Here is a 13,790-nt window from a genome sequence, read left to right as displayed (position 1 = left end):
GTCGCGGTCCAACCAACGGAGCATCCCATGCGCGATCACTACGACTACGAACCGCACCACGAATCCTCACCAACCGATCATGTCCTCAACGAGCTTCAGCTCCACGGCTACCGCCCCTTCTCTGACGAACCCGACCAGCGGCTTCTGCCTGACGGCAACCAGGTCGCCGGTGCCGTCGCCGATATCTTCGACGCGCTGATCGGCACTCTGGAGGACACGCGCCTCGAACCCGACCTCGACGACCTCCTCTGGTCGGCCGTCAATGTCTTCCACCGCGCCACCGACCGGATCGGGCGGGAACTGGACGACAATGAGCAGGCCCAGAAACGGGTGCAGCGCGACCAGGACGGCAGCGAGGTGAAGTCGGTCGAACTGGAGCGCCTGATCGCCGAGGGCATGACGCTGATCGAGCGGCAGAACGCTTTCGAGCTGATGCGCGACCAAGCCGCCGAGCACTACGAACGCCATGTCGGCAAGGCTTGGCTCCCCCGCAGCGGATCGAAGGTCAACCATCGCAATCTGACTTCGGCGATGATCGACAGCCGCGATTTCCTGATGGCGAAGAAGCGCGCCGACCAGGAGGTGCTCCTGCCGCCGGGCCCGAAGATCGTCGTCACCGGCGGAATCGACTATGACGACCATCGGCTAATCTGGGCCAAGCTCGACCAAGTCTACGAAAAACATCCCAACATGGTACTAATCCACGGCAAGTCCCCGAAGGGTGCGGAGATGATCGCCTCGCTCTGGGCGAAGAACCGCAACGTGCCGCAGATCGGCTTCGCACCCGACTGGACCAAGCACGGCCGTGCGGCGCCGTTCAAGCGCAACGACGAGATCCTAGAGATCGTGCCCAAGGGCGTGATGCACTTCCCGGGCACCGGCATTCACGAGAACCTCGCTGACAAGGCCAAAAAGCTCGGCATCCCGGTTTGGAAGTTCGGCGGCGCGTAGCGCCGCCTGCCAACAGACACTCATTGACTGAAGAACTCACTCAACTCGCGGGCGAGTTCCTGTGGTAACTCCTCCGCCATATGATGCGCGCAATCGAGGCTCCGGCCTGTTACCTGTGGCGCCCATTTCCTCCAAATCGCTAGAATATCGCCGTGGAGATCCTCTAGATCGTCTCGCGCGGACCATAGAACCCGCAAAGGACAGGCCAGGGTGCGACCCGCCTTCCGATCTGCCTCGTCATGCTCACGATCAATCCCAAGGCCAGCGCGGTAATCCTCCACCATGCCGTGGACTGTCTTCGGATCGTGGATTGCGTTTAGAAAATCCTCGTAAGCCTCTTGTCCCATGGCGTCGGCGCTACCGCCGTACCAAGCGTCGGGGTCAGCAAGAATAGCGCGCTCGGGCTTTTCGGGCTGCCCGAAGAAGAACCAATGCCACCACGCTGCGGCAAAACGTGCATCACACCGCGCCAAGGCATCCGCGATAGGAATCGCGTCCAAAATCGCGAGTTTATCGACCGCTTCGGGATGGTCCATTGCCGTACGAAAAGCGGTGTAAGCTCCGCGGTCATGACCCGCGAGACCGAACCTCGCGAACCCCAGCTGTTGCATGAGCGCTAAGCAGTCGCGCGCTTTAGCCCTCTTTGACGAGCCGGAATGATCAGGTGTGTCTGCAGGCTTGGATGATTGTCCAAAACCGCGGAGATCGGGGCAAACGACCGTGAATTTCTCGCCCAACAACGGCGCCACTCGATGCCATGTGGCATGCGTCCTCGGATGACCATGTAGCAGAAGAAGAGGTTTGCCCTTTCCGCCAACCCGCACACGCAAGGTGGCTTCGGGTAAGGCGATCGTCTCCAAAGAGAAGCCCTCAAACACCTATCTTCCTCCGTCTCTAGCAGACACACGCAAGGCTATCGGAACGCCAAACCTCTAGCCGCCTCGCAAAGAAGCAGGTTGGCCCCGGCAAGATCGAGCGCCGCTATTGCGGCGAGCGCGGCGAAGCCGGCGGAACAAGCCGATCAGCTGATCAGCATCAAACGGCTCCCTCTCACGCGAGGGATCGGACCTCATCATTGATCGCCGCCGAAATTGAATATATAGAACTATATCTAATGTTCAAGCAGATGGAAACCACGCAATGCGCTGCCACAGAGAACGCCATGTCGCAGGCTGAGGTTCGCCGTATCTCCCAGTACTTCGAAGAGATGGTCGCATCTCGCCCGGGCGGCTGCAGGCTACCGCCATTCAACTTAATCTTCGACGAGGCCGATCCCGGCCGGTTTAGAAACTACGCGATCCCCAGCGCGGGCACGGACGCGACGGCCGAAGACCTTTCAAAATTGATAGCTGAGTTCCGACGTCGCGATCGAACTCCTCGCTTTGAATTTATTCCGGAGCTGGCACCGCAATTGGGCGTCCTTCTGAGAAGGGGCGGCTTCGTCGAGGAGGGAGTTCTGCCTCTCATGGCATATCGCGGAGGTGCTTTCGATTTCACTTCGAGCGAAATAAGCACCTGCTTTGCTACTTCGCGCTCTGCTCTGAGCGAAGCGGCACAAATACAGCATGCGGCGTTTGGCGATGGAGCAATCGTCCAGGCGGATGTCGATCGCCTCCTACGTTTGGTTGACGAAGGCGGCCTAGTCGCTCTTGCGCGAGCGAAGAGTGGCAAGGCCGTCGGGTCCGGATTAGTGACCAGGCCTTTCGCCGGCGTAGCGGAGCTGGCGGGCCTCGGTGTGTCACAAGAACATCGTCGCAGGGGTGTTGGTCGCCAGGTAGCGAACTTCCTCGCGCGCACGTCACAAGCTCAGGACGTCAGCCTCCTCTTTCTGACCGCTGCAGGAGATGACGAAGCCAGAATGTATGAAGCGATCGGTTTCGAGACGATTGGCGCCTGCCTGCACGCGCATCTTCCGCCCTTGCCAAGTCCTCGGCGGCAACAAAATGCAACTAGATGTTCCGGCCACCCAGACAATGCTTCTGACGAGCACTCAATGTTGAGTGCATCTCAAGCTGATTTGATGGGGATGGATCAATGAGCCGAATGCCCGAACGCTTCAAGTTCAACGCGAACCCCGCCGCGCTCGCGGACCTCAGGCAACGTCTTGAGAAGACGATTTGGCCAGATGAAGTGGCTGCTGAGCCATGGCGTTACGGGCCGCCGGTGAGCTATATGAAGTCGTTCACGAACTATTGGCTAAACCAGTATGATTGGGCGGCGCAGGAACGCCAACTGAACGACCTGCCTCAGTTCCAAGTCGACATTGGCAAGCATAGGATTCACTTCGTCCACCAGATCGGCCAAGGACCGAACCCGATCCCGCTGGTCGTCACTCACGGCTGGCCGGGCAGTTTTGTCGAACTCGTCAAAATCATACCGATGCTGACCGATCCAGCCGCGCATGGAGGCGACGCCGCCGACGCCTTTACGATCATAGCGCCCTCCATCCCCGGATATGGTTTTTCAAGTCGCCCACTGGAGCGGGGCACAAGCGTATTCGCAGTCGCGGACATCTGGTTGGAGCTGATGACTCGCCTCGGATATGAGCGGTTTGGCGTCCAAGGGGGAGACTGGGGGTCGTGGATCAGCGCGGCCACCGCCCTTCGCCATCCTGATAGAGTTCTCGGCCTTCACCTTAACTATGTGTCGACGCGCTTCCGTCCCGCGCTCAGTGCGGACGATCCCCCTCTCTCTGCGGAAGAAGAGGACCATCTAACGCGAGTTTCCCGGTGGGCAGAATCTGAGGGCGGATACATCGCAATACAGGCCACCAAGCCGTTGACGCAATCCTACGGCATTACCGACTCTCCCATCGGACTTGCCTCCTTGTATGTGGAGAAATTCCGAAGTTGGAGTGATTGTCAGTCCGAACCAGATGAGATCATTTCTAAGGACGAGATGATTACCAATATTATGGTCCATTGGCTAACGGGCACAGCGCATTCCGCAATGCGGCTATACAGCGAGTCCCGAGAGCATCCACTTCATCTCGCCGCTGGCCAACGGATCCTACCTCCGTGCGGCATAGTGAATCTGCCACGGGAATTGCCAATGCCACCGCGCAGCTGGGCAGAGCGCGCCTTCAACGTCGTCCATTGGACGAAACTTCCCCGTGGCGGACACTTCGCAGCCTGGGAGGTTCCAGAGCTTCTCGCTGCTGATATTCGCACGTTCTTTCGCCCACTGCGTGCAAAATGAATGGCCCACTCTTGATTTGTCGGCAGTTGGGCCAAAGAATTTGAGGTCACCGCCATGATCGTCCTCGCAATTATTGTATCCCTCGCGGCGATAGGTCTGCTTTGCTGGCTGCTGTTCACGCTGGCCGTCTTCGCGCTGCCGACATTCGTCGGCTTGGCCGCAGGCGCCTGGGCGCACGGCACTGGCGCTGGAATCCCAGGAGCCGTTCTGGTCGGCGCCGTCGCGGCGGCGATCACGCTCGCGGCCGGCCATCTGCTCATCGCCTTCGTTCGGCCAATGTGGCTGAAGCTGATCGTGGCCGCCGCCTTCGTCGCGCCGGCGGCGATCGCCGGTTTCCATGCCACCCATGGCATTGTGAAGCACCTCATGCCGTCGGACGCGTGGCAGATCACGTTCTCCCTCATCGGCGCGGTCGCTATCAGCCTCACCGCCTTCGCGCGGGTAGCTTGGATACAGGCGGTTCCGTCTCCGTTCGACCGGGACATTACGCGAGCTTGACCGTTACATTGCGATTGGGAGGATAAGGAGCGGCGACCGTCGTCGCTTTCGCCGTCTCGTGTCGGAGCGATCGGCGTGTGCGACGCGGATCGAGCTGGCCCCGAAAGGCGGTCCTCGCTGGAGCGGTGCGGGCGCTGAGCCGTGTCTTGGCGGGCACCGGGCATCGGGCGCAGCGGTTTCCGTGGTGGCCGTGGGAGCCAGGATGCAGCAGCTCGGCCTGTCGGGAGAGACGAAGCCGGTGGCGTGCGGTGACGCCGCGTTGCCGATGCAGGCCGCCGCCGTCTGCTCCGTTATCTGACCGTACCTCGACCGCTCCAAACGGCCTCTTCAATGGCCTGATCTGGCCGAACGCCTGCTGCGCCTCGATCGCCTATGACGCAACAGCCGCGTCACACTTTCTTCCCCTGCCGGCTGCGCCGCCATTCCTCGCGCAACAAGAAAGTCCTCCTTAGCTGTCAGGCCCCTTCGGGGTGCGCCGTCGATCGCCTCCGGCCTGCCGATCGCCATCGAGGCCGCAATGGTGCGGGCTCGGGAACGGAAAACGGAGATTTACAATGGCGACCATCGGCACTTTCAAGAAAACCGGCTCGAACGAGTTCACCGGCGAGATCGTCACCCTCAGTGTCCAGGCCAAGAATGTGCGCATCGTCCCCGACCAGCGCGCCACCGGCGATAACGCCCCCAGCCATCGGATCCTCGTTGGCCGCGCCGAGATCGGTGCTGCCTGGACGAAACGCTCCAACGAGGGCCGCGACTATCTCGGCCTCAAGCTCGACGATCCGAGCTTCAACGCCCCGATCTACGCCAACCTTTTCGACGACGAGGGTGAAGACACCTTCTCGCTGATCTGGTCCCGCCCGAACGGGCGGCGCGGCGACTGAAGCGCACGCGAGGCCCCGGCCGAACGGCCGGGGCTTTCGGCGCCCAGGGCGACCGAATCAGCTACCCTCCCCTCCACGCTCGGTTCGACCGAAAGACGCGCTTTTGGCTCGCCAACCAGCACGAGGGCGACTATTATAGTCGTTTTCGTGGCGTGCGGAGTCAGAGCTGTAGGAGGTGGTCATGCATGATCACCGCCCGACAGTCACGGGCCGCCCGCGCGTTGCTTGGTTGGAATCAGGAGACGCTCGCTGACAAGGCCCTTGTATCGCTGACCGCTCTAAAGCGCGTGGAGTCCGAGAACCGGCTCCCCGTGCACGAGTCGACGCGTGATCAGGTCCGCCGAGCCCTTGAGGAGAACGGCATCGTCTTCCTCAGCTCCGATCAGGGCGAAGGAGTGATGATTGTCCGGCAGGACCGCCAACGCGTTAGCCACCGCCGCTAAGCGCGCTGCGGCAAAGTACGGTGCAGGCTCCACCATCGTGCAAATTCGATCCAATTTGGATAAGAATTGGTGTGGAGACTCTTAACCATGAGCGCGCAATCCGACTTTCTGGATGCTCCGCCAGCCGGCGCGCGCTTGACCGATTACGATCGCGCTCACCTCACGATCTATCTGCGTCTGCTCGACGCGGAAAGCGAGGGTGCGCCTTGGGAGGAAGTCACGAAGATCCTTTTTGGTATCGACCCGACGACCGATCCGGCGCGCGCAGAAGCCGTCTATCTGAATCATTTGGCAAGAGCGCACTGGATGACCAACAACGGTTTCCGCGACCTCATCCGGTCCAGTTTTCATTGATTTATGAGGAAGCGGTGATGCGCAACCTGCATCACCTACCTGTGCCTTCGCGCTTCCCAGCGCACCGCTCAACCGGGAATCGTTTCGGCTTTCAGTTCTCGCGTTCCGCGGGGCACGGGAGGCCGTACGATGCCGGAGCAAGGCACATGGCGGAACTCAACCGCCTATGACTATGTGAATGAACTTGATCCTGAGGATTTGGCTTGGGAATTCTTGAGGCGCAACGCCGAGTACAAGCAAGACTACGTGAATCTGGAGCGTAGGGGAGAAGCTCGGTCGGCTTCGCTTTTCTCGGCTAAATGGGGGTTGTCCTTTCGCTGCCGATCCCGAGGTCCCCGCCCCCGACGCGAACGCCACGTGGACGCCCAAAGCCGACCCCTGGATGCTGATCCTGCAGTCCAGCCCGACATGGATCGCATCCGCCTCTGAGGGAGGCCTCGGCCCAACTTCTCACGATGTCGCCGACGCGCGCCTTCGTGTCGGCGGCGACTTGGTGCGCGCACGGCGTATTGGTCTGAATGGCGCCGAAGCGCCGATCGCCGCTACGATCCTGTTGGACGACGCAACGCCGGACCGCCTGGAGGCGCTTGCGCGCTTCTGGCGCGGCTTGCACGCGCCGCCGGCACCGCCAGATCCGCGCGTGACGCCGCAGCGGCGGCAACGCCTGCGCCAGATGCTGCGCGCCGTTGATGCCCGGCTCGAAGGGGAGAGCTATCGCGCCATCGCGACCGCGCTTTATCCAAAACACCGCATTGAGGCGTCGTCCTGGGCCGGCGACGCACTCCGCGAAACGACCATCCGTCTCGCCCGCGACGGCATGAAACTCGTACAGGGCGGCTATCGCGATCTCCTCAAGCGGCCACGCAAAGCCTAGCCGCAGCGGCGCCCATCACGGGTGTCGATTATCACCGCAAATCTTCGACATCGCAGATCGTGCCCGGGCGACCCAACGTGCGCTGGACCCGCCGCCTGCATCCGGCGGCTCCCCCAGCACCACGCGGAGCTTAGATCATGGCCGAAAGTGCGACCGTTCCAGTCCCTCCTCGCTTCTTGCGCACGCCAGAGGCGGCGCGCTTTCTTGGTCTCTCGGGCCGTACGTTGGAAAAGCATCGCACCTACGGCACGGGGCCAGCATTTAAAAAACTCGGCGGCCGGGTCGTGTACGCGATCGCGGACCTGCAGTCCTGGGCCAATCGCGGCACCAAGAACTCAACCGCCGATAGCAACACCATTCTGCCCGCGAAGCGTCACGAGACGACCGGTGTGGCACGCCACCACACGCCGCAGCGCTGAGCGGTCAGCGGATGTCTACGGGCCATCACCGAAGTGAACGCGACCAGCTCGACCTATTTCGAGCTCTCCCCGGCGATCTCGCGCCGCGCGACGCACAAGACCTGATGGCGTACCCGTTCTTCGCGCTCGGAAAGTCGAAACGGCTGGCGCCAATCGACTTCAAGGCCGGCTCGATCGTCATCCGCGTAGAAGCCGTTCCCGAGCACGGCATGGCCACTATATGGGACGCCGACGTGCTGATCTGGGCCGCCTCCCAGATCGTCGAGGCGCGCGATCATGGTCTGCGCCCGTCGCGCCTGATGGCCACCACGCCCTACGAGATTCTGCAGTTCATCGGCCGCGGCGTCTCATTGCGCGACTACGAGCGATTGAAGGCCGCGCTCGACCGTCTCCAGTCGACGACGGTCGCGACGTCGATCCGCCAGCCGACCGAGCGGCGGATGCACCGCTTCTCCTGGATCAACGAATGGAAGGAAAGCGCCGACGCGAGAGGCCGGCCGCTCGGCCTAGAGTTGATCGTGCCGGACTGGTTCTACGCCGCCGTTCTCGACGATGCGCTCGTGCTGACCATCGACCGCGACTATTTCGGCCTTACGGGCGGACTTGAGCGGTGGCTCTATCGCCTGGTGCGCAAGCACGGCGGCCGCCAAGAGTTCGGCTGGAGCTTCGATTTTCCGCACCTTCACGCTAAGTCGGGCAGCCTCTCGCCACTCAAGCATTTCGCTTATGACTTGCGCGACATCGTCCGTCGCCAGCCGCTGCCCGGCTACCGCCTGACCATCGAGCAGTGCCTCGGCGGTCCCGAAATCCTCTCCTTCAAACCCATCGATCCCAACGCGCTTGGCATCCCCCGCCAGCGCCGCCGCTCGATCAAACGCGCTGGGGATAAGCTGTGAATCGTCTCGTGCTATCAGGGACCGGACCTATCGTGCCATCGAGGACCGGATCCTCGTGCTATCGGGGACCGGAATCGTCGAATCCGCTCTCTGAATCAGCAACTTACGAGCCCCGTAACTTCTCTAACCTAGATTCCTTCGGAATCTTTCTAACGCAGACCGCATTTTCGCGGCGTGTGGACGAGTCCCCGATCGCCGGGAGACCGTCATGATCGTCGCGCTGCTCAACCAGAAGGGCGGCGTCGGCAAGACGACGATCGCCCTCCATCTCGCCGGCGAATGGGCGAAGCGAGGTCAGCGCGTCACCGTCATCGATGCCGACCCGCAGGGCTCGGCGCTCGACTGGTCGCAGCAGCGGGCGCGCGAAAGCCTGCCTCGGCTTTTCGGTGTCGTCGGCCTGGCACGCGACACGCTGCATCGTGAAGCTCCGGAGATCGCCCGCGACGTCGACCACGTCATCATCGACGGGCCGCCACGCGTCGCCGGGCTGATGCGCTCGGCGCTGCTCGCCGCCGACATGGTGCTGATCCCTGTGCAGCCGTCGCCCTTCGATGGTTGGGCCTCGGCCGAGATGCTGTCGCTGCTCGGCGAAGCGCGCATCTACCGGCCGCAGCTCGTGGCGCGCTTCGTGCTCAATCGCTGCGCCGCGCGCACCGTCATCGCCCGTGAGACCGCCGAGACACTCGCCGACCATGACCCGCCGCTGCTCACTGCGAGGATCGGCCAGCGCGTCGCTTTTGCCGATACCGCGCAGACTGGCCGGCTTGTCGGCGAACTCGATAGCAACAGCGCCGCCGCCCGCGAGATCGCTGCATTGGTCACCGAGATCGGGAGGATCACGCCATGACCGCGACGCCTCCAAAGCGCGGCTTCGCCACTCGGCCAGGTGATGCGGAGACCTGGATCCGATCCGCCGACGCACCTGCGTCGCGTGCGCTCGACGCCGCAATCTACACGGCACGGCTGACGATCGACGTCACGCCTGACCAGCGGGCCCGGATCAAGATCGCCGCCTTCCAGCGCGGCGTCACAGTGGCCGAGATGCTGCGCGAGCTGCTCGCGCGCGAGTTTCCCCAAAACACTGGAGACGCGACATGACCCGCGCCGCTGCCATCCATGCGCGCTGCGAGCCGAGCTCGGCCGCGCCGCCGCCCCAGGACCTGACGGAGGTCGAACTCACCTGGATCGAGAAGCGCATCGAGAACTGGATCAGGTTCGGCCGCGAGGTGGGCGAACAGATTCTCGACCGCCGTCGGCGCGTGCTGCGCTTTGCGCCGGACAGCGTCTTCGGCTTCGTGCGCTGGGCCGCCAACGACTACGGCACCATCGCTTCGCATCTCGACGTGCTGCGCACCGTCCGCGCCGGCGAGCCGCTGCAGACCGTGCCCTTCGTACGACCCGGCGGCGACCTCCTGCTCAAGATCGAGGGCTGGCCGAAGGTCGAGCGCGTGCTACAGATGATCGAGGCGATCGAGGCGATCGGCATTGATCCGAGCGACGTCTCCCCCGATCATTGGCGGCACGTCCATAATCGGATGGCCGCTGGCGAACAGCCGCGCCTCTACACGGCCCAGCATCATAAGGCCTTCCTCCTGCGTCGGAGGGCCGGATCATGAGCCGCTTCGGCTACGTCATGGTCACCTACCTCCTCACCATGGGCATGGCGACCGCCGCCTTTGTCGATTTCCCTAAAAAGCTGATCTGGAACGCGTCAGCGAGCACACCGATCGGGCTCTACAACATCGCGCCAGCCTACCGCTTTGAGGTCAGCGATCTTGTCGCTGTCCGCGCGCCCGAACCGATCGCCACCTTCATGGTTGAGCGCGGCTATATCGGCCGCGGCGTGCCCTTGATGAAGCGGGTCGCGGGCGTTCCAGGCCAACGGGTCTGCCGCCGCAATCACGCCATAACGGTCGATGGCGCACCGATGGGCGATGCGCTCGATCGCGACCATCTCGGCCGCTCGCTGCCAGTCTGGCAGGGCTGCCGCCGCATCGCCGAGGGCGAGCTTTTCCTAATGAACTGGTCGGTCCGCGACAGTCTCGACGGCCGCTATTTTGGGCCGCTGCCGACCAGTGACGTGATCGGTCGGGCGACGCCGCTGTGGACCGATGAGCACGGCGACGGACGCTACATGTGGCGCGCTCCGACCAGTTGAACTGCCGCTCCCACCCCAACCGAAGGAGACGACCATGATCCAGATCGGCCGATTCACCCGCACCAAGACCGGTTATTCCGGGCGGCTCACCGCACTCGGTATCGACGTCGAACTCGCATTCGTTTCGGCCGAGCCGTCCGACGCGGAGAACGCGCCGAACTACCGCATCCTGCTCGCTGGCCACGACGGCATCGAAATCGGCGCTGGGTGGAAGCATGTTGGTGAACGCGCCGGCGACTACGTCACCGTGCAACTCGACAGCCCGCTATTCCCGCGTCCGCTGCGCGCCAATCTCTTCCGTTCCGGCGACGACGATTCCGCGTGGGGACTGCACTGGTCACGGCCCGCCAAGCCGCGCAAGGAACACTGATCGGTGCCCGCCCCGCATCGCTCGCAGTATCAGCACGGCGGCACGAGGAAGCGCCGTGCCGCCCACCGGCTGCTCCTCCTTCTCCTTTCCGGCCTGCCGCTCGCCGCTTCGCCAATGTCGCCGGTTCAGGCCCAGACCGTGTCGCCGGCGGTGGTGGAGGCAAGCGCGCCGTTCGCAGCCTTCGTGGCCGAGGCGTCGCAGCGGTTCGGCGTTCCGGTCGCCTGGATTCGAGCGCTGATGCGCGTTGAGAGCGCAAACAATCTGCGCGCCGTCTCGCCCAAGGGCGCGATGGGGCTGATGCAGATCATGCCCGATACCTGGGCCTATCTGCGCCCCCGGTATCGGCTCGGCAGCGACCCGTTCGATCCCCGCGACAACATCATCGCGGGTACGGCCTATGTGCGCGAACTATATGATCGCTACGGCGCGCCGGGCTTTCTCGCGGCCTACAATGCGGGCCCCGGTCGGTATGACGAATACCTTGCGAATGGCCGCCCGTTACCGGTCGAGACCCGCGCTTATGTCGCCCAACTCGCGCCCCTTGTCGGCGGTGAGGCGCCTCCGGCCGTCGTTACTGTGGCTGCAGCCGATCCGCTCGCTTGGACTCGCGCCCCGCTCTTCATCGGCGCCTCAGATCGCGGTCCGAGCGCAAATTCGGCGCACGCGGATGCGCAGTCGCGTAACGGCGACACTGCGGCGGACGCGAACTCGACCGGCGGCCTGTTCGTCTCCCGCCGCGAGCCTGCAGGCCCGCGATGACCGTCTCACCCGTCCATCGCAGCATGGCGAACCCCAGCGCAGATTGGAGGGCGTTGGGAGGGAGGACCACAAGCACAACCACACGATGGCAGGATAAAGGGACGCGATGTGCGCTTCGGTTCGGTTGTGCTTTTTCAAGGGGTTATGGCGCGATTTCGCGAGGTGCGCCCGATCGGCGCAGCCTGCGCATCAGCACATTCCTGAGGATAATCATTGCCTTGACGCGATGTACGGAGCGTCGGGCATGACCGACGAGCATGACTTCCGCATCCGGCCAGGCCGCATCCGTTCGACCAGCGCCCAGCGGGCGCGGCCTTTCATCGCCCAGGCGCTGGCGGCAGCCCAGCGCGCCGGCGGCAGCATCTCCCGACAAGGGAAGATCGGACCAGGCGCGCGGTCACGGTTCGGCCGCGGCCAGCGCGCCACGATCCAGGCAAACCGCCTGATCACCGCGCGCTCGCGCGGCGCGGTGATCAAGGCGCGCGTCGTTCGGCACGGCGGCCGAACCGCGCCGCTTTCGACACATCTCGATTACCTGCGGCGCGCCGGCGTCACGCGCGACGGAGAGAAGGCCCGCCTGGTCGGTCCCGGCGGCGATGACGTCGACGCCAAGACCTTCGCGGAGCGGTCTGAGGAGGACCGCCACCATTTTCGCTTCATCGTCTCGCCGGACGACGCGCTGGAAATGTCCGACCTCAAGGGCTTCACTCGCGAGCTGGTCGGCCAAATGGAGAAGGATCTCGGCACGCGGCTCGAATGGGTTGCGGTCGATCACTGGAACACCGAGCATCCGCATGTCCATCTGATCGTGCGCGGCGTGCGCGATGACGGCGAGAACCTGGTCATCTCGCGCGACTACATAAAAGAGGGCATGCGCGATCGGGCGCGTGACCTGATCACCCAGGAGCTCGGGCCGCGCACCGATCAGGAGATCCGGCAGACCCTGGAACGGCAGATCGAAGCCGACCGCTGGACCAATCTCGATCGCCAGCTCGCCCGGGATGCCTATCGTACCGGCGTCATCGATCTCGCACCGCACGCCGACCGGCAGCCCGACGAGTTTCATGCCCTGAAGATCGGTCGGCTGCGTAAGCTCGAAGGCCTTGGGCTTGCAGACGAGATCGGTCCGGGACAGTGGACCATCTCGGACAAGGCCGAGACGACCCTGCGCGAGCTCGGTGAGCGCGGCGACATCATCAAGCGCATCCATCATGGCCTGACCGAGCGTGGCATCGAACGCGGCGCGGCGAGTTATGTGCTGGCGTCGGAAAGCCTCAACGATCCGGTCATTGGCCGCCTGGTCACCCGCGGTCTCGACGACGAGTTGAAAGGTACTGCCTTCGCCGTCGTCGATGGGGTTGACGGCCGCACCCATCATATCAAGCTGCCCGACCTCGACGCGGCCGGCGACAGCGCGCCGGGTTCGATTGTCGAGCTTCGGAAATTCGACGACGCGCGCGGCCAGCGCCGCGTAGCGATCGCGGTGCGCTCCGACCTCGACATCTCCGCCCAAGTCACCGCGACCGGCGCCACCTGGCTCGACCGGCAGAATATCGCCCGCGAGCCGGCGGCGCTCGGCGGCGGCTTCGGCACCGAGGTACGCGAGGCGATGAACCGGCGGGCCGAGCACCTTGTCAGCCAGGGCCTCGCCGAGCGCCAGAAACGTGGCGTCAGCTTTCAGCCTGGTCTGGTCGACACATTGCGGCGTCGCGAGCTGGAGGTCGTTGCCGAACGCATCGCCGCCGAGACCGGACGGCCGCAGGTCAAGTCGGAGAGTGGCGAGTACGTCACCGGGACCTATCAACGCCGGCTCACGCTCGCGAGCGGCCGCTTCGCCATGATCGACGACGGGCTCGGCTTCAACCTCGTGCCATGGACGCCATCCCTCGAAAAGCAGCTCGGCCGTTATGTCTCCGGCGTCACGAGGAATGACGGCGGCGTCGACTGGAGCTTCGGCCGCAAGCGGGGGCTCGGCCTGTGATCGCCATC

The 13,790-nt window shown here is 63.7% G+C and carries 19 protein-coding genes; 18 read left to right on the top strand and 1 reads right to left on the bottom strand.

Annotation, left to right across the window (positions count from 1 at the left end):
- The first annotated feature begins 27 nt into the window (after positions 1-27).
- Positions 28-951, top strand: a complete 924-nt coding sequence (locus EB815_RS20735; RefSeq protein WP_065005651.1) for a DUF2493 domain-containing protein — start codon at positions 28-30, stop codon at positions 949-951.
- A 20-nt stretch (positions 952-971) separates the two neighbouring features.
- On the opposite strand, the gene EB815_RS20730 is transcribed toward EB815_RS20735, so the two are convergent.
- Positions 972-1,829 (bottom strand): alpha/beta fold hydrolase, encoded by an 858-nt coding sequence (locus EB815_RS20730; protein WP_065005629.1) that lies wholly within the window; start codon positions 1,827-1,829, stop codon positions 972-974.
- Between the two features lie 197 nt (positions 1,830-2,026).
- On the opposite strand from EB815_RS20730, the gene EB815_RS20725 reads away from it, so the two are divergent.
- From EB815_RS20725 to EB815_RS20650, 17 genes are all read left to right on the top strand, one after another.
- Complete coding sequence (locus tag EB815_RS20725; RefSeq protein WP_155772529.1) at positions 2,027-2,989, top strand: GNAT family N-acetyltransferase; 963 nt, start codon at positions 2,027-2,029, stop codon at positions 2,987-2,989.
- Entirely contained in the window at positions 2,986-4,149 is a 1,164-nt protein-coding gene (locus EB815_RS20720; RefSeq protein ID WP_245303382.1) for an epoxide hydrolase family protein, read from the top strand. The genes EB815_RS20725 and EB815_RS20720 overlap by 4 nt, the downstream gene beginning before the upstream one ends.
- Before the next feature lie 54 nt (positions 4,150-4,203).
- Positions 4,204-4,647 (top strand): hypothetical protein, encoded by a 444-nt coding sequence (locus tag EB815_RS20715; protein ID WP_065005627.1) that lies wholly within the window; start codon positions 4,204-4,206, stop codon positions 4,645-4,647.
- Positions 4,648-5,201: 554 nt separating this feature from the next.
- Entirely contained in the window at positions 5,202-5,528 is a 327-nt protein-coding gene (locus tag EB815_RS20710; RefSeq protein WP_065005626.1) for a DUF736 domain-containing protein, read from the top strand.
- A 185-nt stretch (positions 5,529-5,713) separates the two neighbouring features.
- Positions 5,714-5,971 carry an XRE family transcriptional regulator gene (locus tag EB815_RS20705; RefSeq protein ID WP_065005625.1) on the top strand — a complete coding sequence of 86 codons (258 nt, stop codon included), beginning with the start codon at positions 5,714-5,716 and terminating at the stop codon, positions 5,969-5,971.
- Between the two features lie 87 nt (positions 5,972-6,058).
- The gene (locus tag EB815_RS20700; protein ID WP_065005624.1) at positions 6,059-6,325 is read left to right on the top strand and encodes a DNA -binding domain-containing protein; all 267 of its coding nucleotides are present in this window, start codon (positions 6,059-6,061) and stop codon (positions 6,323-6,325) included.
- 129 nt (positions 6,326-6,454) lie between these two features.
- Positions 6,455-6,754 (top strand): transcriptional regulator domain-containing protein, encoded by a 300-nt coding sequence (locus EB815_RS34275; RefSeq protein ID WP_432430896.1) that lies wholly within the window; start codon positions 6,455-6,457, stop codon positions 6,752-6,754.
- Positions 6,708-7,199 carry a DUF2285 domain-containing protein gene (locus EB815_RS20695; RefSeq protein WP_065005623.1) on the top strand — a complete coding sequence of 164 codons (492 nt, stop codon included), beginning with the start codon at positions 6,708-6,710 and terminating at the stop codon, positions 7,197-7,199. The genes EB815_RS34275 and EB815_RS20695 overlap by 47 nt, the downstream gene beginning before the upstream one ends.
- 137 nt (positions 7,200-7,336) lie before the next feature.
- Positions 7,337-7,618 (top strand): helix-turn-helix transcriptional regulator, encoded by a 282-nt coding sequence (locus EB815_RS20690; protein WP_065005622.1) that lies wholly within the window; start codon positions 7,337-7,339, stop codon positions 7,616-7,618.
- A gap of 11 nt (positions 7,619-7,629) precedes the next feature.
- Positions 7,630-8,514: a replication initiator protein A gene (locus EB815_RS20685; RefSeq protein WP_065005621.1), complete on the top strand. Its 885-nt coding sequence runs from the start codon at positions 7,630-7,632 to the stop codon at positions 8,512-8,514.
- Between the two features lie 208 nt (positions 8,515-8,722).
- On the top strand, positions 8,723-9,361 hold the full coding sequence (gene parA, locus EB815_RS20680) for a ParA family partition ATPase (protein ID WP_065005620.1): 639 nt from the start codon (positions 8,723-8,725) through the stop codon (positions 9,359-9,361).
- A complete protein-coding gene (locus EB815_RS20675; RefSeq protein WP_065005619.1) occupies positions 9,358-9,612 on the top strand; it encodes a ribbon-helix-helix protein in 255 nt (84 codons plus the stop codon). Before parA ends, EB815_RS20675 begins: the two co-directional genes overlap by 4 nt.
- The gene (locus EB815_RS20670) at positions 9,609-10,130 is read left to right on the top strand and encodes a DUF2840 domain-containing protein (RefSeq protein ID WP_065005618.1); all 522 of its coding nucleotides are present in this window, start codon (positions 9,609-9,611) and stop codon (positions 10,128-10,130) included. Before EB815_RS20675 ends, EB815_RS20670 begins: the two co-directional genes overlap by 4 nt.
- Complete coding sequence (locus tag EB815_RS20665) at positions 10,127-10,672, top strand: S26 family signal peptidase (RefSeq protein ID WP_065005617.1); 546 nt, start codon at positions 10,127-10,129, stop codon at positions 10,670-10,672. The genes EB815_RS20670 and EB815_RS20665 overlap by 4 nt, the downstream gene beginning before the upstream one ends.
- 34 nt (positions 10,673-10,706) lie before the next feature.
- Positions 10,707-11,042 carry a DUF736 domain-containing protein gene (locus tag EB815_RS20660; protein WP_065005616.1) on the top strand — a complete coding sequence of 112 codons (336 nt, stop codon included), beginning with the start codon at positions 10,707-10,709 and terminating at the stop codon, positions 11,040-11,042.
- 3 nt (positions 11,043-11,045) lie between these two features.
- Positions 11,046-11,801 carry a lytic transglycosylase domain-containing protein gene (locus tag EB815_RS20655; RefSeq protein WP_081295118.1) on the top strand — a complete coding sequence of 252 codons (756 nt, stop codon included), beginning with the start codon at positions 11,046-11,048 and terminating at the stop codon, positions 11,799-11,801.
- A 244-nt stretch (positions 11,802-12,045) separates the two neighbouring features.
- Entirely contained in the window at positions 12,046-13,782 is a 1,737-nt protein-coding gene (locus EB815_RS20650; RefSeq protein WP_065005649.1) for a relaxase/mobilization nuclease domain-containing protein, read from the top strand.
- Positions 13,783-13,790: the final 8 nt, after the last annotated feature.

The sequence above is a fragment of the Mesorhizobium loti genome (assembly GCF_013170705.1).
GTDB lineage: Bacteria > Pseudomonadota > Alphaproteobacteria > Rhizobiales > Rhizobiaceae > Mesorhizobium > Mesorhizobium loti_D.
Note: the sequence above shows the minus strand (reverse complement) of the source record. Positions and strands in the feature narration are given on the sequence as shown.

Coding starts and splice junctions, on each gene's coding strand:
- EB815_RS20735 (WP_065005651.1), top strand. CDS start 28: ATGCGCGATCACTACGACTACGAACCGCACCACGAATCCTCACCAACC.
- parA (WP_065005620.1), top strand. CDS start 8,723: ATGATCGTCGCGCTGCTCAACCAGAAGGGCGGCGTCGGCAAGACGACG.
- EB815_RS20715 (WP_065005627.1), top strand. CDS start 4,204: ATGATCGTCCTCGCAATTATTGTATCCCTCGCGGCGATAGGTCTGCTT.
- EB815_RS20710 (WP_065005626.1), top strand. CDS start 5,202: ATGGCGACCATCGGCACTTTCAAGAAAACCGGCTCGAACGAGTTCACC.
- EB815_RS20650 (WP_065005649.1), top strand. CDS start 12,046: ATGACCGACGAGCATGACTTCCGCATCCGGCCAGGCCGCATCCGTTCG.
- EB815_RS20705 (WP_065005625.1), top strand. CDS start 5,714: ATGATCACCGCCCGACAGTCACGGGCCGCCCGCGCGTTGCTTGGTTGG.
- EB815_RS20720 (WP_245303382.1), top strand. CDS start 2,986: ATGAGCCGAATGCCCGAACGCTTCAAGTTCAACGCGAACCCCGCCGCG.
- EB815_RS20665 (WP_065005617.1), top strand. CDS start 10,127: ATGAGCCGCTTCGGCTACGTCATGGTCACCTACCTCCTCACCATGGGC.
- EB815_RS20660 (WP_065005616.1), top strand. CDS start 10,707: ATGATCCAGATCGGCCGATTCACCCGCACCAAGACCGGTTATTCCGGG.
- EB815_RS34275 (WP_432430896.1), top strand. CDS start 6,455: ATGCCGGAGCAAGGCACATGGCGGAACTCAACCGCCTATGACTATGTG.
- EB815_RS20700 (WP_065005624.1), top strand. CDS start 6,059: ATGAGCGCGCAATCCGACTTTCTGGATGCTCCGCCAGCCGGCGCGCGC.
- EB815_RS20675 (WP_065005619.1), top strand. CDS start 9,358: ATGACCGCGACGCCTCCAAAGCGCGGCTTCGCCACTCGGCCAGGTGAT.
- EB815_RS20690 (WP_065005622.1), top strand. CDS start 7,337: ATGGCCGAAAGTGCGACCGTTCCAGTCCCTCCTCGCTTCTTGCGCACG.
- EB815_RS20695 (WP_065005623.1), top strand. CDS start 6,708: ATGCTGATCCTGCAGTCCAGCCCGACATGGATCGCATCCGCCTCTGAG.
- EB815_RS20670 (WP_065005618.1), top strand. CDS start 9,609: ATGACCCGCGCCGCTGCCATCCATGCGCGCTGCGAGCCGAGCTCGGCC.
- EB815_RS20685 (WP_065005621.1), top strand. CDS start 7,630: ATGTCTACGGGCCATCACCGAAGTGAACGCGACCAGCTCGACCTATTT.